Source organism: Chryseobacterium sp. P1-3, assembly GCF_000738495.1.
In the GTDB taxonomy this organism is placed as follows: Bacteria; Bacteroidota; Bacteroidia; order Flavobacteriales; family Weeksellaceae; genus Chryseobacterium; species Chryseobacterium gallinarum.
Genome location: NZ_JPEQ01000007.1, coordinates 929,384 through 950,169 on the forward strand (window position 1 = coordinate 929,384; position 20,786 = coordinate 950,169).

A 20,786-nucleotide genomic window follows, 5' to 3' on the forward strand; every position below is an offset into this window, starting at 1 on the left:
TTATTTTTCAAGCTCAATAATCAATGAAGTTTTTGCAGGAATGACAATGTTGTTATGAAGCATCCATTCCTTTCCTGAAATCACGTCTTTTCCTTTTGAAAATCCTTTTAATGATTCTTCAAAACGTTTCAAATCTAACGCCTGATCTTTTTCATTATTGTTAAGGATCACCATAATACTTTCTTTTTCATTGTATCTGAAATAGGTAAAGACGCCATCCTGAGGAACATAATTTTTAGTTTTCCCGGTATGAATTACCTCTTTGCCTTTTCTCCAATTCAGTAATTTTTGGGTAAATTGAAAGAAGTCTTGTTGTTCCGGCGTCTGCCCTGCAGGGTTAAATGCGTTTTGCTTATCGGACTTCCAGCCACCCGGAAAATCTCTGCGAATATCTGCATCACCCCCTTTATTTTTGTCGCCCCGCATTCCGATTTCTGATCCGTAATAAATCTGGGGAATGCCACGTACCGTTGAAATCAGGGTAAGACCCATTTTGTATGCCTTAGGATCTGCATTAAAGATTTCATTCCATCTTTCCGTATCATGATTTTCAAAGAAAACCAGGATATTATTGATATCCGGATAGAGGAAATCGCTGGTAAAAGAGTCATAAATTCTGATCATTCCTGTATTCCAGCCTTCTTTTTCTTTCAGGGCTTTAGGCATATCTGCGAACAGCATAAAATCCATTACAGACGGCAAATTAGAATTATATCCTGCTGCTTCTCCCGTTTTAGAATTTTTCTGCCACGCTGAAATTTGCCCTGCCGTATACAACCAGGTTTCTCCTACAATATTAAACTTCGGGTATTCATCGGTAATAGCCTTCGCCCATTTTGCCATAACGTCCTTGTCATTGTAAGGATAAGTATCTACACGGAAACCGCCTAATTCTGCATATTCAATCCACCAGATGGCATTTTGGGTTAAATATTTTAAAACCAATGGATTTTTCTGGTTGATATCAGGCATTGTTGTATCAAACCATCCGTCCAGTGCATATTTTTTATCAATTTCTGAAGCATTGGTATCAAACTGGGTGGTTGTTTTATAGTTTGAGCGTTTGAAGCCTTTATCTCCGTCATTAAACCAATGGATCCAGTCTTTTGCGGGAAGATCTTTGATCATCCAGTGTGAAACGCCCCAATGGTTGGTTACGTAATCCATAACCAGCTTCATATTTCTTTTATTCAGTTCACGGGAAAGATTTCTGTATTCTTCATTCGTGCCATAGCGGGCATCAATTTTATATAAATCGGTTTGAGCATAGCCATGATAAGAGTAAACTTTCTCATTGTCTTCATTCACTGGTGTAAGCCATACTGCCGTAGCGCCAAGATTCTGAATATAATCAAGGTTGTTGATAATCCCTTTAAGGTCTCCACCGTGTCTTCCGTTAGGCAGGTTCCGATCTGCCTTTTCAGTTAATTCCGGGTTTGAATCATTTTTTTCATCTCCATTAGCGAAACGATCCGGCATAATCAGATACATAACGTCCTTAGAGGTAAAAGATTCACGATCTGCAGATCCGGGGTTTCTCTGCTTCAGTTCATAGGTATAAGTTCCCAGGCTTTTTTTACCCTTCTTAACATTGATGGTAAACTTTGGAACATTAATTTCATTGGTATTTACGGTAATAAAAGCATAATTAGGATTTTCTACTTTCTGAATATCTTTAACACGGATACCATCTGAAAGTGAAATTTCATTATGGGCAATATCTTTTCCATACACCAGGATCTGAAGTTCGGGATTTTTCATTCCCTTCCACCAGAAAGCCGGTTCTACTCTTTCCAGTGTTTTCTGAGAAAAAGCGGCAGAAGCTATGGAGAGGGTGAGTACTGCATATATTGTCTTCATATTAAAGTTCAATTTAGCATTAAATTTTCAAATATTCCTGCAATATATTAGAATTCATGCCTTATACCCAACATTTTTAAAATTTTTTATTGAAAATATTCACGTATCTAAAGTTCTTTAGAAAAAACAAACATATATAAAATACCCCGGACATTGAAAACAATGAACCGGGGCACCTTAATGTTTATTCTTTAAAATTATTTTACAGGTTTAACAGAGATTGCAAAACCTCCGCTTCTCGCCATTTTAAAATTAATTTTTGATTTGCTGGTAATTTCTTTTTTATAGATATTATAGCTTTGAGGATTGTCGATATAATCCGCATCTTTTCCATCTTCATAAACTGTCGCTACATATTTTTTTCCTTTATCCAGGAATGAGAAATCTACAGTATAATCACGTTTGTTTTCATCGGTAATACCTCCTACAAACCAGTTTTCGGTACCTTTTGCTTTTCTTGCAGTGATTACATAATCTCCCGGCTCTGCAGATAAGATTTTCGTATCATCCCAATCTGCTGCTACATCCTTGATAAACTGAAATGCATCCATATGCTTTTTGTAGTTCTCCGGAAGGTCTGCCGCCATCTGAAGAGGCATGTACATCGTTACATACAGTGCCAATTGCTTAGCCAATGTAGTTTTTACAAAACGCTTATCTCCAGGGAAGTAATAATCCAGCTTAGTCTGGAAAATTCCCGGTGTGTAATCCATAGAGCCACCCATCCATCTTGTAAACGGAAGTACGGTCTGATGATCAGGCTTATTTCCTCCGAATGCTTCATATTCTGTTCCACGGGCTGCTTCTGCAGAAATATAGTTCGGATAGGTGCGGCTCTCTCCTGTTGGACGTACAGATTCGTGAGAGTTTATCATAATTTTATAGTCGTTTGCTTTTTCAGCAATTCTATAATAATGATTGATGGTCCATTGAGAATAATGGTGCTCTCCTCTCGGAATAATATCTCCTACATATCCGGTTTTTACAGCGTCATATCCATATTTATTCATTGTCTGGAAAGCTTTATCTGCCCATCTTTCATAATTCGTTGCAGAACCTGAAGTTTCATGATGCATAATCAGCTTAATTCCTTTGGAATGAGCATACTCATTCAGCATTTTGATATCAAAATCCGGATAAGGGGTAATGAAGTCAAAAACATATTCTTTGGAATTCCCGAACCAGTCTTCCCAACCGATGTTCCATCCTTCAATCAGAAGTCCCTGGAATCCGTTTTCCGCTGCGAAGTCTATGTATTCTTTAACTTTTGTATTGTTTGCGGCATGTTTTCCGTTTGGAGTAAGCTTTGTAAAGTCTGTTTTGCCTAAGTGTACGTTTTCAGCCGTAGAATATGCCCATTGGGATTTTCCGATGATCATTTCCCACCATACTCCCATGTATTTTGTAGGATGAATATAAGACGTATCGGTATATTTTGTAGGCTCATTAAGGTTGAAGATCATTTTAGAATCCATCACTTCTTCTGCTTTTGGAGCAACGATGATGGTTCTCCAGGGTGTTACCGATGGAGTCTGGATATATCCTTTTGCTCCTTGCCTGTCAGCCGTTAAATGGGTTTTGAATTTAAAATTCTGTGCATCCACTTCAAGGTGTGAAGCAGGGTAATCTAATACTGCTGCTTCAGCAACGTTGATGTATAAAGGATTTTTTCCTTCTTTCTTAAGCATTAACGGAGACTGCACTGCATTTTTCACTAAGGTCTGTGAGGCATTGGCGTCAAATGCTTTATCCCATTGCGCGGGAATTTCAGACACTTTTGTTTCCTGGTACTGATATTCCTGGGAATCGTAATCTGCTACGATCCACCATGCTTTCATATCGGTAGGAAAATCGATTTCAGAATCTTCTTCCCTGATTACGAAATAGTTCAGGTTTTTCTGTTGTGGGAATTCATACCTGAACCCTAATCCATCATTGAACAATCTGAATTTTACCACAATACTCCTGTCTGTAGAAGCCTGATTCAGCGTAATTGCCAGCTCATTATAGTGGTTAATATAATTTTTCTTTTCTCCTAAAACCGGCTGCCAGGTTTCATTTTTAGAATCTCTTTTTTCATCGATTTTTGCAAAACCGTTATTCAGATCGAACTTTGCATCTTCCGGCTTGGCTATTTCAGAAGCAAATTTTATGGCTTTGTCTTTAAATAATCTTAATCCCAGTTTAGAATCTTCAACCACTACAGCCCCATTGTATTTCAGGTTATAGTAAGGTACCCCTTCTTTTAACTGGAAGTTCATTTCAAACTTCCCGTCCGGGGATTTTAAGGATTGAGCTTTTACGCCTGCAAACATCATTGAGAGCAAAAGTGCTCCAACTATAATTTTCTTCATAATGACTATTTATACTTAAAAAAAATAAATAAAGTGCTGCAATAAAGCAGCACTTTGCTTTATCAATGTAATACTTATTATAATTTTGTAATGGTTAACTTATAATACGCTGAATTATGCAAATCCAGTTCTATTTTATAGTTACCTGCTTCTGAAACCTTATATCCATGGTCATCAGTTACCGTACCTTCAGCATTGAAATAGGTTTGTACTCCTTTTCCTGAAATCAGGGTTTCATCAGCATTCTTAGGCTGAATTTTAAAAGTCCAGTCATCGTTGGCTCTGAACTTAAATGACCCGGCATTGCTCAATGCGATGGAATTGATGACATAAGTCTTTGTGGAAGGATTGTATACAAAATCAGTATCTGAATTCCATCCTGTAGGAGTTGCATCACCGATCACACCAAAGTTTGCCAACACGGAGGAATAGGTATTGGCTGCCCAATCTACTTTAATATAGTATGTTCCTGCTGCAGGTGCTTTGATATTGTCTCCATCCAGCTTCAATTTGCCTGAAAGGGTTCCGTCATCTCCTTTATTTCCCGGCCAATCCTGATTGATAGAAAATTTATATTTTCCATCCTCGTCACCGGTTACGGTATTGATCCAGATAAACCCTCTGTATTTGTCATTTTTCTCAGGGGAAAACAGATTAGGTGAATTATCCGGAGCCCAGTTTGCATAACCCGCTGCCCCAGCATAGCTACCTGGCACATTGATTTTAGGGTATACCAAATCCGGATTAGGAGTATAGGGAGTTACTTTAAGGGCTATAATATTGGAATAAAAAACAGCTGATCCCACAGAAGTTTTCAATCTTACTTCGATGTCATTCACTATATCCGGTTTTGCACCAATGTTGAACATTGCTGCATTAATAGCGGCATGGGTAGCTGTACCCGTCACAAGGTCGTTGGAGAAATCAATGGTTGCACTTTTTTTGAAGTTATCACCTTTGATTCCGAACTCTACTTTCTGATTGGGAACGACAGCAATATTAAATATAGGTTTTGTCCATGTAAATGTGATGACAGGATCATTGGCATTAAGTTCATTAAGAATAATTGCACTTTTATCCGCAGTTATTTTACCGGCAGATGTTTCATTAATGACAGCCTGATCTTCATCTTTCTCACAGGAAAAAATTAATAGTCCGGTAAAAACCAGGGCCAATATTTTGAATAGATTTTTCATTTTTAGCAGAATTTAAATTAATATCCGGGATTCTGAATCAGGTTAGGATTCGCAACAATGTCTTTAGCCGGTATCGGGAATAGATTTCTATAGCTTTCCACGGCTTTACCGTCTTTTACATTTCCTTTCCATGGCCATAGATAATCTCCTGTTGTAAACCTGTTGAAACGGATAAGATCACTTCTCCGGGTCATTTCCCATGACAATTCTCTTGCTCTTTCATCTAAAATAAAATCAAGATTGATAGAAGATACGTTTCCGTTTGTATTGCCATAAGCACGTTCTCTGAGCTGGTTAATATATCCAATGGCAGTAGCCTGATTTCCGCCGGCACCTCCTCTAAGTACAGCTTCTGCATACATCAGGTAGATATCTGCTAAACGATATAACGGAATATCTGCTTCTACCCAGTTGTTATGAGCTCCAGCTGATCCATTGCTTTTAATGTTTTTGTATTTGATAAATGCATATCCATCATTGAAAGACCCAAGATCATTGATTTCCAAATTCTGTCCAGATGTATAGAATCTTCCTCTTTTATCACTTCCGTTAGCTGGAAACAGGCCTACAAAAGCCTTTGTAGTTCTTAAACCACCCCATCCAACATTGATCCCGAAATCAGAAGAAGGCATTGTTCCTCCAACCGCAGCATGCACCATATAAGTTGTTCCCCCGTTGGTCTGTGTATTGATTCCATCAAAGTTTACGCTCAGGATCTGCTCCGGATTATTAACATTATTATCTGCAAGGAAAAGCTCATCGTACTTAGGTTTTAAAGAATAACCAGCTGCAATTACTTTATTACAATAAGTGATACAGTCTGTATTTCTCTGGGTTCCTGTATACACCTCAGCATTTAAATATAATTTTGCCAGTAAAGACCATACGGCGGCTTTATCTGCTCTTCCGTATTCATTGGTTCTGGGATCTTTTAGTTCATTGGCTACGGCAAGAAGTTCAGATTCGATAAAATTAAATAAAGCTTTTCTTTCTATTCTCTGAGGGGGATTTTTAGAGCCCGGCATATAGGATTCATCTACAAAAGGTACGTTTCCGAACATATCAATCGCATGGTAATATGATTGTGCTCTCAGGAAGCGAGCTTCAGCTCTCATCAGTTTTGCCTGGGTAAGATTATCTCCGGAAATCCCATTGGATGCTAATTTTTCATCCGTCACATTTCTCAGAAATTCATTACAATAAGCAATTTCTGTAAATACCCTGTAATACATTGCTGCAATGAACTCATTGGAAGCATCCCATGTCATTTTGTGAAGGGTATGAAGGTTTCCATCGTTCCACCCGATTACAGCTTCATCAGTTGTCACTACGTTCAGGTTGTACAATAGTCTTGTATACTGGGAGAATCCACCATTGATTCCATTAATATCGCTATCCGGCTGGTCCCCGTCTCCACTGATTTGTCCTCCCATGGCTAATCCTCCGTAAAGCTTTGCCAGGATATTTTTATAATTGGCAAAATCCTTATAAACGCTTGCTGAAGTAACGTCTGTAATCGGCTCTCTTTCAAGATCTTTAACACATGAAGTTGCAGTTAATAAAAATACTGCAGAAAGAGGTAATACTATATTTTTAAGTTTGATCTTATTGAGTCTCATCTTAATTCTTATTTAAAATTGAAAGTTAAAGCCTAAGGAATAAATTCTAGGCATTTGATAGTAACCATTGTCTATTCCACCAAACACTTCAGGATCTACTCCTGAGTATTTAGTAATGACAAAAACATTCTGTGCCATTCCATATACTTTCAGATTGCTTCCTTTAGAGAAAATTTCACCAAAGTTGTAGCCGATATTGATATTGTCTAATCTCAGGAATGAGGCATTCTCCACATAAATATCGGATTTATACTGAGGAACAGCAAACTTATACTGTGGTGCCGTTGAAAATACATTCTGAAGGTACTCATTTGTAGAAGCCGACTGCAGAGAGCTGTTTGATGCTGCATTATTATATACATAATTTCCTAATACAGCCCTTGCGCTTAATGCAAAATCCCAGTTTTTGTGAGAGACTTTAGTAGAGAAACCTAAAATAGCATCAGGGGTAGTCGATTTATAATAATACATGTCTTTTGTAGTGATTGCTCCATCTCCGTTTCTGTCTACATATGCACCATCAACCGGCTTCCCGTTGGCATCATATACCTGCTGGTATACCCAGAATGAATTAGGGGCATATCCTACAGCATGAGCCTGGATTCTGTTTCCAGCCGCTCCTTCTATCCCTCCGACTTCCATATTAAATGATTCATCTGCCCGGTCTTTTAATTTTGTAATAATAGGTTTGTAATGGGTCGCATTAAAGCTTACTTCCCAGGTTGTTTTTTCAGTTTTAACAGGGATTACCGTAATACTTCCTTCAATACCTTCATTCTTCATATCACCGATGTTCTGCCAGCTTGCATTACTTAAACCTCCTGCAGGTTCATCCGCATATACAAGAAGATCTTTGGTATCTTTTCTAAACACATCAATGGAACCTGTAATCCTGTTTTTACTAAATCCAAAATCTAACCCTAAGTTTTTCGTAGTAGTTGTTTCCCAGGTAAGGTTTGGATTGTAATTAGCCGGTCTGAACATATAATAAAATTCGTTTCCGAACTGATAACCGGCTCCCGGATAACTAGGATTGTAAGCTGCAAAAGCCGGGTAATTATTAGGCTTATTACCGTTAATTCCCAGTGCAGGCAATTCCTGTTGCCCTGTTTTACCCCATCCTGCTCTCAGCTTTAAAGTACTGATGGCTGATACATTTTTAATGAAGTTTTCTTCATTGAGTTTCCAGGCTACAGAAACTCCCGGGAAAACACCCCATACATTATCTCTGGTTCCGTTAAAGAATCTTGATGAACCATCTTTACGAATAGACCCTGATAAGATATATTTGTTATCTATAGTGAAAATTGCTCTACCATAGAAAGATATCAGTGTGTTTTGAGAAGCAAAATCCAGGTCAGTCACATTATTACCATTTCCTCTATATGTTATTGCTCCTGGAATTGAAATACGAAAATCCTGATAGGCATATCCAGCTGTAATATCTACTCCTGTGTTAATTGCTGATATATTTTTGACATAATTTAAATAGGTTTCCAACAACTTATTTTTCTTCTCCATAGAATAGAAGTTAGAGCTTCCTTTGTCATCAAAGCCTGATTTGTATCTTCCATCTTTAAATTTATGTCCCTCACTTTTTGTATAGTCATAACCGGCATTAACATTAAAACGCAAATCCGGGAGAAAATGAAATTTATAATCTAATTGAATATTCCCTAGCCCTCTGGTTACCGAAGAAACATCACGAACTGCATTCAGCATTGATAAGGGGTTTGCATTGGCATTACCATTCAATTTATTTGTAAGAACCCCATTTTTATCTTCTGTTACAAACCATTCATAATAGCCTCCATTACCCGGTACAATATTCGTATTGTCATAAACGGATTGTGTAGGGTCAAAATAGGTTGCGGCTTTAATTACTCCTCCGTCCACAAATCTGTTGTCAGTAAAAGTTCCTTTAGCATTCACATTCACTGATAAATGATTGTCAAAGAATTTAGGATTCAAATTCAAACCTACGGATGTTCTTCGGAATGAGTTTGTTTTAACAATACCATTTTGTTCGTTATATCCTAAAGACAAACGATAAGGTAATCCTTTAATTCCTCCTGTGAAGGCAACATTATTGTCTGTTCCCCATGCAGTCTGGTAAATAACATCCTGCCAGTTGGTATTTGAATTTCCAAGTCGTTGTTTATAGCTGTCCGGAGCGTAGGTATTTACAAAATTTCTGAATTCATCAGCGTTGAGTACATCCACATTACCCATTTTTGTAGATAAGGAAGTTACTGTTGAGAAATTCACCTTAAATCTTCCGGAACTTCCTTTTTTGGTAGTAATCAAAATAACTCCGTTAGAAGCTCTGTTACCATAGATTGCAGTGGCTGAAGCATCTTTCAGGATATCAAATGTTTCAATATCATTAGGATTAATTAAAGCTAATGGATCTGAAACTCCATTGACTCCTACAAAATCCTGGGGAACACCATCAATTACAATTAAGGGCGAGTTTTCTCCGCTTAAAGAAGATGCCCCTCTAATCCTGATTTTAGTACCAGACCCTGGAGCACCACTGTTATTGGTAACCTGTACTCCCGGTGTTTTACCCTGGATCAGTTGTCCGGCAGAAGTAGCACCTCCGTTGAAGTCTTTTGCCGTTACAGAAGTAATAGACCCTGTAAGATCAGATTTTTTCTGTTTTCCATACCCGATCAATACAACTTCTTCAATCTTCTTCTCCTTTGTGACAGAGTCTGTTGTCTGCGCATGCATTATTGTACCGGCCAATAAAAAAGCGGGCGCAACTTTTAATACCGTTGTAAAATTCTTCACAATTTTTATTTTTTATATAGTTTCGTTTTTGTTCATTTTGGCAAGAAGCCAGCTTTGCAATTTATAAAAAAAATAGAATTATCATAAATTTAATATAAATTAGGATAAAATTATGTATATTACGATACTTTTATAAATTAAATATCTAAAATTCAATATATTAAAGGATACTATGTTCTACATAATATAGGTTTTGATTTATCATTAAGTTAAACAACTGTTTAACCTAATTTCATCTTTGGCCTTTAAATTAGTATTAAAAATCATAATAACTCCACAAATAGCGGTATTCAAGAGATAATCCTTATCTTTGCAGTTAAAACTTTACTATAAATGTCAAACAGAAAGATGATTACGGCAGCTTTGCCTTATGCAAACGGCCCTGTTCATATAGGACATTTGGCAGGTGTTTATATTCCTGCGGATGTTTACGCAAGATTTCAGAGAAGATTAGGAAAAGATGTAGCGTTTATCTGTGGTTCGGATGAGCATGGGATTCCTATTACCATAAGAGCAAAAAAGGAAGGTGTTACTCCACAGGATATCGTTGACAAATATCACGAAATCATTAAAAAATCGTTTTCTGATCTGGGAATCTCATTTGATGAATATTCAAGAACGACTTCCCAAAAGCATTATGAGACCAGCCAGGACTTCTTTAAAGTTTTGTATGAAAAAGGAAAATTCACAGAAGAAGTTTCGGAGCAATATTTCGATGAACAGGCAGGAGAGTTTCTGGCTGACCGTTATATTGTAGGAACCTGTCCAAATTGTGGCAACGAAAATGCATACGGTGATCAATGTGAAAAATGTGGCTCTACCCTTTCTCCTTCAGAATTAATCAACCCGAAATCAATGCTGAGCGGAAATGTTCCTATCCTTAAAGAAACCAAAAACTGGTACCTTCCTTTAAATGAATATGAAGATTTCCTGAATGAGTGGATCATTGAAGGTCACAAAGACGACTGGAAACCGAACGTATATGGTCAGGTTAAATCCTGGTTAAATGATGGATTAAAACCACGTGCCATGACCAGAGACCTGAACTGGGGTGTTCCTGTTCCACTTCCGAATGCTGAGGGTAAAGTATTGTACGTGTGGTTTGATGCACCGATCGGATATATTTCTTTCACTAAAGAATGGGCAGAGAAAAACGGAAAAAACTGGAAAGATTACTGGCAAAGTGAAGACAGTGATCTGGTACATTTTATCGGAAAAGATAATATTGTATTCCACTGTATTATTTTCCCATCAATGATGAAAGCTCACGGAGATTACATCATGCCAAAAAAATGTTCCGGCTTTTGAATTCCTGAACCTTGAGAATGATAAAATTTCCACTTCAAGAAACTGGGCAGTTTGGGCTCATGAATATGTAGAAGATTTCCCTGGTCAGCAGGATGTTTTAAGATATGCACTTCTTTCATCAGCTCCGGAAACAAAAGATAATAACTTTACCTGGAAGGATTTCCAGACGAAGAATAATTCTGAGCTGGTAGGTATCTTCGGAAACTTTATCAATAGAGTTGCAGTTCTTATCCATAAATATTATGACGGTATTGTCCCGAAAGGTGATGTAAACAGTCCTGAATTACAGGAAATAAATAAAGCTGCAAAAGAAATTTCAGGATTCCTTGAAAATTACGAATTCAGAAATGCGTTATCCGCTTTAATGAATCTTGCCCGTTTCGGAAATCAGTATCTTCAGACAGAAGAACCATGGAAAACCATTAAAGATACTCCTGAAAAGGCAGCCCAATCTTTATTCGTAGGAGCACAAATTGCCGTTGCTTTAGCTCAGTTATGTGAACCATTCATGCCGTTCAGTTCTGAAAAGCTATTGAATATGTTCAATGTTGAAAAGAAAACCTGGAATGATATTGAAACACAGTCGGTTTTAATTGAAACAGGCCATAAAATTAATGAAGCTTCTCTTCTTTTCTCAAAAATTGAAGACAACGTTATCGAAGCTCAGATCCAAAAGCTTGAAAACACAAAACAAAACAATAAAAAAACAAATCCTAACGCCAACCCAATGAAAGAAGAGATCACCTTTGATGATTTTACGAAAATAGACTTAAGAACAGCAACGATTTTAGAAGCTGAAAAAGTGGAAAAAGCAGATAAATTATTAAAACTTACCGTAGATACAGGCGTAGACGTAAGAACGGTGGTTTCAGGGATCGCAGAAAGCTTCACTCCTGAAGAAGTCATTGGCAAACAGGTAATGATTTTATTAAACCTTGCTCCAAGAAAAATCAGAGGAATTGAATCCCAGGGTATGTTATTATTAACTACTAAACCGGACGGAAAATTATCTTTCGTTACACCGGACGACAATGTTGAAAACGGTATCGAAATCGGATAATTACATTCCTATAAAAAGACTAAAGGCTGTTTCTTATGAAATAGCCTTTTCTTTATAATATGAGCCCTAATTCATTCATATTTGTTCTCCGATAGATGTACATATTCTTTCTAGAGACAGGTTTAGGTTAAAACTAATGGAAAATGAAAACATAAAAATAAAACGGACCAAGAGTCCGTTTCTATTGATGTTGAATATGTTTTAAGATTTAAATATTGTTTCCATTCATTACAGGATGGCTTTCAAATCATATCTTAATCAGCTTTGCCAAATAAGAATCTTCATCCTTCATGATTCTTTCTATGGCAAAACCATTGTGCTGAGCTGCATTTTTTAAAGTATTAAAATCCAGGTACAGCCAGGTAATCGGCTCTTCGGATTCTCCTTTATAATGAACTACATAATCCAGTTCTCCATAATATCCACCGGCGGGAATATAGATTCCCCCATCCTCATCACGGTCGAACATATAAAGGATATCCGTACTGTCAATTAAAATTTGTCCTTTGTCATTTAATAAAGCATACAGCTTTTGAAGATACGTATCAATTTTTAGAAAGGCTTTCGAAAATTCCTGTACCATTCATCAGCAGTAAAATGGTATCGAAGGTTTCTCCTGAAAAATCAAGTATATTTTCACAAATTGTTTTTTTGATGCCTCTCAGCTTGCAAACCTCAATAGATTTTGGAGAAATATCTAAAGCTGTTACATCAAGATTTCTTTCGTTCTGAAGATACAATGCGTGAGAACCAGCTCCGGCGCCTATATCCAGGATTTTCCCTTCTGATAATCTCAATGCTTTTTGCTCAATAGCATTCATTTCTTCAAAACCTCTGAATAAATAATCTACCGGAAGCTCATCCAGTTCAGAAATTGAAGTTTCGGTCTGCAAATCTTCAGGATTTTCATTATGGTAATAATCCCAGATTGCTCTGCCCATTAAATCTTTCATGGCACAAAGATAAGACTTCAGGGTCCAAAGTTCAAAAATCATCATTACTCTTAAGCTTCAACCTTCATCTTTATGTTTATCTGATGTTGATTCAAACTTTGTTATCCCATCGATTCTTTTTCTTTATGCCTGTCTGGCTGAGATTCATTTTCAGCGGCACCGGCTTTCCAGTATGAATAAGCGTACAACTCTTGTGAAGTCCAGTTCTTTTCTTTTCTAAGATAAGTACGGATTTCTTTGACACTTGAAAACTCACAAGCTACATAACCAAATTTGCTGGCCTCAGGAATGGCAATACTTTTAACAGCATCAGCAATCTCACTTTTCAAATGAGGTTCAGCATTATGGAACCATTTAAATTCTATATCAGCTTTAGTATGAAGTGCCTGTTCATCTTCTTTTCCGTGAACTTCCATGATACAAATTCCTTTTGCGGTTTCGGGTAGTGTTTCTAGGATAACGCTGAGAACAGGAATAGCCGTAGCATCCCCTACCAGCAAATACCATTCCGCCTCAGGATAAAGCTCTTTCCCATCCCGGCGCATCATGATCCCTAATTTTGAGCCTGCTTCAGCTTTTCTCACCCATCTTGATGCGGGTCCACCATCTCCATGGTCTACAAAGTCAATGATCAGCTCATTTTTCTCCAGATCAATTCCTCTGTGAGTGTAGGTTCTGATTGCCGGGGCAATTTCTTTAGCCGGATATACCCACTGATGATTATCATCAAGCATAGGGAAATGAATTTCATTGAGCCCGGCCGGCGGAACAGCAATTTTATTATTATCTCCTACAGTAGTTTCTTTAAATAAGGAAACCTCCGGTGAATATAGATAAACTCTGATAAAATGATCAGTAATATATTCTTTTCTGGTTACTTCGGCAATAATCTGCCCGGTTGGAATTTTAGCCATAACTGAATTTTTTAAATTAAAATCCGGTTTCCGATCAACATCAGAAACCGGATTTATAGAAAGTATTGTAGTTCAGATCAGGACTATAGAGCCTAATCTGATTTTTTTAAAATTCGAAAGTATAGGACAGATTAAATGTTCTCCCTCTTCCTTTATAATTAAATAATTCCGGAAGTCCGTAGGAAGAATATAAAACCTGGGAACGTTTACTCCAGATAGTCTGGTAATCCGTGTTAAACAGGTTTTGGATCCCTAAATTGAGTTTACCCCAATTGAACCGGTATCCTATCATTAAATCTGAGGTATTATATCCATCAATCACATTATTCAACTCATCTGTCAACTTGAAATTCTGTAACGACTGAAATCTGAATGACCAGTTTTTCAGATTGTACCCAATGTAGGTAACCAATTTTGATGGCGAAGCATTATAAATCTCCTGCTTTTTCCATTCTCCTTTATTGTCGACCTCAGACTTGATCAAAAGCCCGCTCGCTCCGAAGTAAACACCATTACCCAAAGCGTAAGAAATTTCAGCTTCAATTCCCATATTTCTTAATTTCAGGTCATTGACCAGAATCTGGAAAGTCTTTTTATCTACAGTGACACTTTTATCCGAATTACTTAAAAAACCGGCTACCTGGGCTCTCAAACCTCCTTTATTAACACGGTACCCCACTTCAAACTGATTGGTTTTAATCGCCTGTAATGGCTGATCTTTCACATTAATACTGGATACAACATTCCAATGGGTACCGTTGATTTCATATTTTCCAATTCCATAATATTTTGCAGGATCAGCCAGACTTGCTCCTTGAGAAAACGTTCCCCAGATCTGGTGCTGGTCATTAAGCTTATACAATAATCCTGCATTAACCAGAGTTACATTATACGAACTTTGGCCTCCCGGAATCGCTGATGCTGATTGCCCATACCCCATTGCCATCTGTGTCTGCTGCTCTGAGCCTACAAAATCATCCATTTTAACTGTAATGCTCTGATAACGTACTCCTGCATTGAGCTGTAATTTGGGGAAGATATTGTATTTTGCCTGAATATATCCTGCATAACTTTGTGAATGATTGGTAGGGTATCTTCCCAGCCTGTATTGTGTTTCATTAATCAAGCCACCACTGGACATGGTTTTGGAAATATCATAAACTGATTGGTTTCCTTCAAATTTTTCAAAATCGATATCGGCTCCATACGTGACGTTCAGTCCGCGCCAGGATTTGGATAACAAGGCTTTGATTCCCGAATAATAGGTATCTTGCTGGGAAGAAGACATATAAGCAATTTTTTTATTTTGCTGTAAAGTTACATTTCCCGGGAAGGGATAAAACCCCAGTTTTTCACCACGGGTAGCAAATTGTACATACAGATCCTGTCCTCCCAATATCCCGTTTCCGGTATATGCTACAGTTCCCATATAACGTTCCGTACCTATATTTTTATCAGAAGAAAAACCGTCCCTCATTTCGAGTAAAGATGCATTCTTCTGAGTGAAAGCACCTAGGTTTTCACCTAAAAACAAACTTCTGTCTCCATTGAATTTTGAATTGTAATATTGAACTGAAGCTGTTATTTTATGTTTATTATTAAACTGATACCCTCCAGTAGCTAAAATATCTATAGATTGATTGTACTGAAGATCAGTTTGTGTAATATCGGTAAAAAGTTGTTTCTTGTCTGCCCCGTAAGCCCCTCCATTTTGTTGATAAGCAACCCCCAATCTTCCAAAAAGCTTTTCTCCTTTTCCAGCAATAGATTGAGCAGCACGGAAATCATGATCATCTTTCCCCATAAAACCTGTACGCACACCCAATTCGGTTTCTCCACTGATTCCGTTTTTGGAAGGAATTTTGGTAATAATATTGATGATTCCTCCGGTAGCATTGCCGCCATAAATTGAGCTTGCCCCGGAAAGGATCTCAATTCTTTCGATATTGAAAGGGTCAATAGCATCCAGCTGACGGCTGATTGCCCGGATACTGTTCAAAGAAACCCCGTCAATCATAACCAAAGCGGAGCGTCCCCTCATATTTTGTCCGTAGTTAGTTCTCCCTTGTGGGCCGATATCCATACCCGGAACCAGAATAGAAAGCATTTCTTTAATAGGAACACCACTCTTTGCCTGCTCCTGTATTTTTTCTTTCTGTACCACCCAAACCGTACCCGGAATTTCTGAAATTTTTGTTGGTTTTCTGGAGGCTACAATAACCACATCGTCAATACCTTTAGAGGCTATAGAATCTGTAATGGTCTGGGAAAACATTAAACCCGATGCCAATAGACCTATGAATGCATACTGCTTTTTCATTCCTTTTAATAAAAGTTTTTTATAATCCTGCAAAGATAATTCTTATTTAGAAAGAATAAAAATAAGATAGGGAAATTTTTCATTGCAGTTATAAAGATTATAAGAAGGAAGTTCCTACGAATATAAGCTATAAACGTTATCATAATTTCCCATGGAGGTCTCCAGCTTTCCTAATAAAAGCGCAAGATCCCAGCCCAATGAAGGACCAGGATCTTACTGTGAAAAACAAGGTTATTTTTTATACCGCAGGGCCGGCTGCGTCTTTAATTTCTTCTAATAATTTTTTCCGTTCACGAAGTCTTCTTCTTGCGATCACTGATTTACCTCCAAGCACTCTCACAAATCTGAAATACCGGAACCGTTTTGCTCCGAAATGATGTGTGATAACATAAAATAATACTCCAAAACCCGCCAGTGTAATATATCCGAATATTTTTTTGGTCGCTATAATAACAGCGTTAAGCTGAATTGTTTTCATATTAGCCGCTACATTCTGGGGACTCACTGCCATTCCATCCATATAAACGGCCAGATCTCCTACCGCAACCACCTGAAAACGGTATTGAAACCATGAGTACAATGTTGAAAAAATCCCTACTGCCAAAAAGGTCCTCCAAACTAGTACCAATCCTATGGCAGCAAGCATTTCATCCATTTCAAGTTTGTCCAGTGTATAGAACCATACTGAAATAAATAAGGAGCACATTCCGTATCCTTTTAAGAACATAGGCAGATACCAATAGTCATAATTGAACTCCAATACCATAGAAAAGTACATAATAATAGCATAAGCTGTCATAGCAGCAAAACCTGAAAAAATATACATTTTCAATGGCTTTTCTTTTTTAAACCAGAATACAGCAATGACACCCGCCATAATAATTCCCGGAACCATCAACACACTCAGTCCTGCATTTGTGACCTGATCATACCCCAGAACCCCTACAGCAAATGTAGTCTGAAGAGAAGCCGTTCCTAAAAACATCCCCAGCCAGAACAACATAAATAAACCATGCTGAACATTATTTTTGGTAAAAATCCTGAAAGACAGATACGGACGTTTTAATGTTAACTGCCGGATGGAAAGCAATGCAAAACTTACAAAAGCCGCTATACTTGCATTAATGATATTCTTTGAGTTCAGCCAGTCCTGCTGTCTTCCGAAAGCATATACATAGGCTGAAAACATGAATGTAGATATAAACAGCAGAATACTCAGCCAATCAATATAATGTAAAGGTACTTTCAGGGCGAAGTATTTATTATGCATAAAAATCCAATGAATCAATGCGAGCATAAAGCATAAAACAGATGCCAGTATATAAAACTGCTGCCAGTTATAAAGAAGGGAAAATTTTGCTGCATAGTATGCTGCTACCTGGTTCATCACCAGCACAAACGTATAAAACACGCCATAAAACATTCCCCGGTTTCCAATCATAACCATCAATGGCAGGAAGAGCTCTATTGTGACCATCATTTTCATAAACCCGATACACAGGGAGGTTGCTACAAAAATCATTGGCTGAAGAGTCGTTGCATTCACATAGCTCAACAATCCTAACAATATCAGCAGTAAGACCATTTTATCTCTGACTTTGAACCTCATTTTAATTCTGAGGACAACAGGCATACAGGCTCCCATTCCGATTGTGGTTGCATAATTCGCCCACATAAAATATTCTGTTAACGATCCGGTTCCGCTTACCAGATAGCTGATATTTCCCGTATACACACCTCCCAACGGCATTACCACAGCAAGCAGCAATACAATCAGTAACAGCTGTATGGGTTTGGGTACCCAATCGTTATATAATCCTTTATTGTACATGATTTTTTAGATAACAGATTTCAGATACCAGATAGCAGACTTGTTCGTCTTCAGATTCCTTACACTTTGTCTGAATCTGATATCTTCGATCTTTTTAGTCCTGATTGATATTCACATTCATATTCATTCCTGCACTCAGCTTATCCAGGTCTTCTTTTTTTATTGGAAGCTGTAAATTCAATTCTTACAGGAATTCTTTGCTGTACTTTGATAAAGTTTCCGGTAGAGTTATCTGTAGGTACACTGGAATATCTTGATCCGGTAGCCGCAGAAATTGCTGTCACTACTCCTTCAAATTTCTTTCCTCCTAAAGCATCAGCAGTCATGGTGATCTTCTCTCCCACTTTAATATTAGGCATCTGACTTTCAAGGAAGTTTGCGGTCACCCATTTTTGTCCGTTTAATACAATTGTAGCTACCTGTTGTCCCGGTTGAATCAGTTGGCCTTCAGAAATTGTTCTTCTTCCCATCACACCGTCATAAGGAGCGGTAATAACAGTATAAGAAAGGTTGATCCTTGCCATATCCAAGGCAGATTTTGTTCTTTTAATTTCAGCATCATTGATCCCCAGTTTACTTTTAACCTCTGTTGTGGAAAGGCTGGCTGATTGTTTTTGATTAACCAGCGTTTCATACGCTGCTTTTTGAGCATCATATTCTGTTTTTACCTGGTCATATTGTTGTCTGGTAACAGCTTCTGCAGCCAAAAGGTTTTTATACCGGTTTAAATTCTGTTCCGCATTCCACAATCTTGCCTTTGCTCCGGCAATATTGGACTCCATAACATTGATATTATTGGAAACGGTATTAACGGAAGAGCTTGTCGCTGTTTTCTGGGCCATTGCATTTTGATAAGCCGCCTCAGCCTGTCCTAATTGGGTAAGGATTTCCCGGTTGTCAAGAATCACCAAAGTATCTCCTTTTTTAACTTTTTGATGCTCAATGAATTTAATTTCTTTAATATAAGCAGATACCCTTGTATTGATCGGATTAATAAATTCCTCTACCTGAGCTGCTTCCGTGTAGGTTTTGTTTCCGATGTGGAAATATTCACGTATTAACCAGAATAATCCGAAGCCAATCACCAGAAAAACGATGATATTGGAAATGACTGCCCTGATTTTATTTTTCTTATTTTGTTTTTTTTTGCCTTCACCGCTTGGTCTTACTGGTGCTGTATTTTGAGTGGTTTGTTCCTTGTTTTCCATTGTGTTGTTTTTCAGTTTAAAAAATTAAAGTGTTCCCGTAGATTTCAAAAGGTTATAATATTGATACAAGACATTAATCTCTGCATTGGCATAATCCAGTTCTGACTGTAGTTTCTGGTTTTGCGCATCAATCATTTCCGCCTGTACCGCCAACTGATTCAAATACTTCGCTTCTGTAATTTTGTAGTTCTCTTCTGCCAGTCTTTTGGAATCGTTCAGAATTTCAGCCTGCTGAATAGCTTCCTGGTATTTTGTATAAGCCGCATTCACACTCATATCCACGTTTTGCTGTACTAAAGTCATTGCATCATTCGCCTGATTTTTTTGCAGCTCACCCAATTTTACTTTTTCTTTCGTCTTATAAAGACTGTCTATGTTATAACTTAAAGAAACACCCGTCTGCCAGCCTCCTGAATACATATCCAGGACAGGATTTCTTGTAGTAATAGGTCTTTGTAAGGTATATCCACCAAATCCTGCGATGGTAGGCATATTATCGGTTTTAATAATTTCTATATTTTTGTCGGCAACATCTATATTCTTTTTCGCTGATTTGAGCAAGGGATTGCTGTCATGAGCAAGATGGGTATAATATTCCATTCCGATTCCTGCATCTTTATTTTCTAAACTTTCCGTTGGAACGATTTCCGTATCAGAAGATAAACCTAGCGCAATATTTAAATTATAGGTAAGGATTTTCCTGTTATTGGCCAACGCCAGGATTCCCTGGTCTAAATTTTTAATAGCCAGTTCGGCACGGATCACTTCATTTCGGGTTACCATACCCTGCTGATAGAATTTCTGAATATTCTTAAGGCGTTCCAAAGCCAGTTTTTTGTTGTTCTGAAACACTTCTTCCTGGTTCATGATTTTATAAACATCCAGATAATTTGAAATCACTAAAAATTTCACATCCTGTTTGTTTTTTTCAAGATCCAGCTCAGAAAGCTGCTCACGAAGTCCGGCCATTTCTATAGACTTGTTGACCAATCCTCCTTTGAAGATCAATTGTGTAGCCTGTACAGCATAAGAACTTCCATAATGAGGCATCGGAACTTTGGCAGAATTCGAAAAATCTTTATCGATGGCAACGGCATCCCCCAGATAAAACTGGCTTGTAGATGCAGTAATCGTAGGAAGCTTCTGAAGCTTGACAATATTTGTGTTTTGTTTCGCAATATCTATATTTTGCGCTGAAACTTTTAACTGCTGATGGTTTCGGACTGCCAGTTCGGAAACCTCACCTGCGGTCATCTGTTTAATTTGTTGTGAAAAAAACAGCGCAGGGAAAGCTGCTATCAGAACTGATAGTGCTGTTTTTATTTTCTTTGTCATTTTACCTTGTTTTACAGATGCAAAGTTAGGCT

Annotated in this window: 9 protein-coding genes and 3 pseudogenes; 1 reads left to right on the forward strand and 11 read right to left on the reverse strand. The window is 37.7% G+C overall.

Going from position 1 to position 20,786, the window contains the following annotated elements; all coding sequences use genetic code 11:
* The 5 genes from HX13_RS12695 to HX13_RS12715 all read right to left on the reverse strand — a co-directional run bounded on the left by HX13_RS12695 (nt 1) and on the right by HX13_RS12715 (nt 9,825).
* Nucleotides 1–1,860 carry a glycoside hydrolase family 13 protein gene (locus tag HX13_RS12695; protein ID WP_050021363.1) on the reverse strand — a complete coding sequence of 620 codons (1,860 nt, stop codon included), beginning with the start codon at nt 1,858–1,860 and terminating at the stop codon, nt 1–3.
* A 197-nt stretch (nt 1,861–2,057) separates the two neighbouring features.
* Nucleotides 2,058–4,214: a glycoside hydrolase family 97 protein gene (locus tag HX13_RS12700; protein ID WP_050021364.1), complete on the reverse strand. Its 2,157-nt coding sequence runs from the start codon at nt 4,212–4,214 to the stop codon at nt 2,058–2,060.
* A 77-nt stretch (nt 4,215–4,291) separates the two neighbouring features.
* Nucleotides 4,292–5,410: a SusE domain-containing protein gene (locus tag HX13_RS12705; RefSeq protein WP_050021365.1), complete on the reverse strand. Its 1,119-nt coding sequence runs from the start codon at nt 5,408–5,410 to the stop codon at nt 4,292–4,294.
* A gap of 17 nt (nt 5,411–5,427) precedes the next feature.
* Nucleotides 5,428–7,029 (reverse strand): RagB/SusD family nutrient uptake outer membrane protein, encoded by a 1,602-nt coding sequence (locus HX13_RS12710; protein WP_082129204.1) that lies wholly within the window; start codon nt 7,027–7,029, stop codon nt 5,428–5,430.
* 12 nt (nt 7,030–7,041) lie between these two features.
* Entirely contained in the window at nt 7,042–9,825 is a 2,784-nt protein-coding gene (locus tag HX13_RS12715; RefSeq protein ID WP_050021366.1) for a SusC/RagA family TonB-linked outer membrane protein, read from the reverse strand.
* Between the two features lie 333 nt (nt 9,826–10,158).
* Between HX13_RS12715 and metG the strand changes: the two are divergent.
* Nucleotides 10,159–12,193, forward strand: a pseudogene (gene metG, locus HX13_RS12720) (methionine--tRNA ligase).
* Between the two features lie 247 nt (nt 12,194–12,440).
* On the opposite strand, the pseudogene HX13_RS12725 reads toward metG, so the two are convergent.
* The 6 genes and pseudogenes from HX13_RS12725 to HX13_RS12750 all read right to left on the reverse strand — a co-directional run bounded on the left by HX13_RS12725 (nt 12,441) and on the right by HX13_RS12750 (nt 20,754).
* Nucleotides 12,441–13,146 (reverse strand): annotated as a pseudogene (locus HX13_RS12725) (class I SAM-dependent methyltransferase).
* A gap of 101 nt (nt 13,147–13,247) precedes the next feature.
* Nucleotides 13,248–14,060 (reverse strand): siderophore-interacting protein, encoded by an 813-nt coding sequence (locus HX13_RS12730; RefSeq protein WP_050021367.1) that lies wholly within the window; start codon nt 14,058–14,060, stop codon nt 13,248–13,250.
* Nucleotides 14,061–14,166: 106 nt separating this feature from the next.
* Nucleotides 14,167–16,380: a TonB-dependent receptor gene (locus HX13_RS12735; RefSeq protein ID WP_050021437.1), complete on the reverse strand. Its 2,214-nt coding sequence runs from the start codon at nt 16,378–16,380 to the stop codon at nt 14,167–14,169.
* 238 nt (nt 16,381–16,618) lie between these two features.
* Complete coding sequence (locus HX13_RS12740; protein WP_050021368.1) at nt 16,619–18,211, reverse strand: hypothetical protein; 1,593 nt, start codon at nt 18,209–18,211, stop codon at nt 16,619–16,621.
* Nucleotides 18,212–18,305: 94 nt separating this feature from the next.
* Nucleotides 18,306–19,419 (reverse strand): annotated as a pseudogene (locus HX13_RS12745) (HlyD family secretion protein).
* Nucleotides 19,420–19,443: 24 nt separating this feature from the next.
* Nucleotides 19,444–20,754: a TolC family protein gene (locus HX13_RS12750; RefSeq protein WP_050021369.1), complete on the reverse strand. Its 1,311-nt coding sequence runs from the start codon at nt 20,752–20,754 to the stop codon at nt 19,444–19,446.
* Between the last annotated feature and the right edge of the window lie 32 nt (nt 20,755–20,786).